1 rRNA gene is annotated in these 281 nt (G+C 51.2%); it reads right to left on the bottom strand.

Annotation, left to right across the window (positions count from 1 at the left end):
• Positions 1-281, bottom strand: a 23S ribosomal RNA gene (locus HZI36_RS26815); the annotation flags it as partial.

Raw genomic sequence — 281 nt, 5'->3', positions numbered from 1 at the left:
CCGCACTTTCCAGAGCGTTCGGCTAACAATACAAATAAAGAGTACAGGCTCTTCCCATTTCGCTCGCCACTACTTTGGGAATCTCGGTTGATTTCTTTTCCTGCGGTTACTTAGATGTTTCAGTTCACCGCGTTCGCTTCACATAGCCTATGTATTCAGCTATGGATACTCCAGAAGGAGTGGGTTTCCCCATTCGGACATCCCCGGATCAAAGCTTGTTTGCCAGCTCCCCGGGGCTTTTCGCAGGCTACCGCGTCCTTCATCGCCTGTGATCGCCAAGG

The sequence above is a fragment of the Burkholderia guangdongensis genome, assembly GCF_013403875.1.
Classification (GTDB): Bacteria; Pseudomonadota; Gammaproteobacteria; order Burkholderiales; family Burkholderiaceae; genus Burkholderia; species Burkholderia guangdongensis.
The sequence above is the reverse complement of the archived record's forward strand: the minus strand, read 5'-3'. Positions and strand labels throughout refer to the sequence as shown.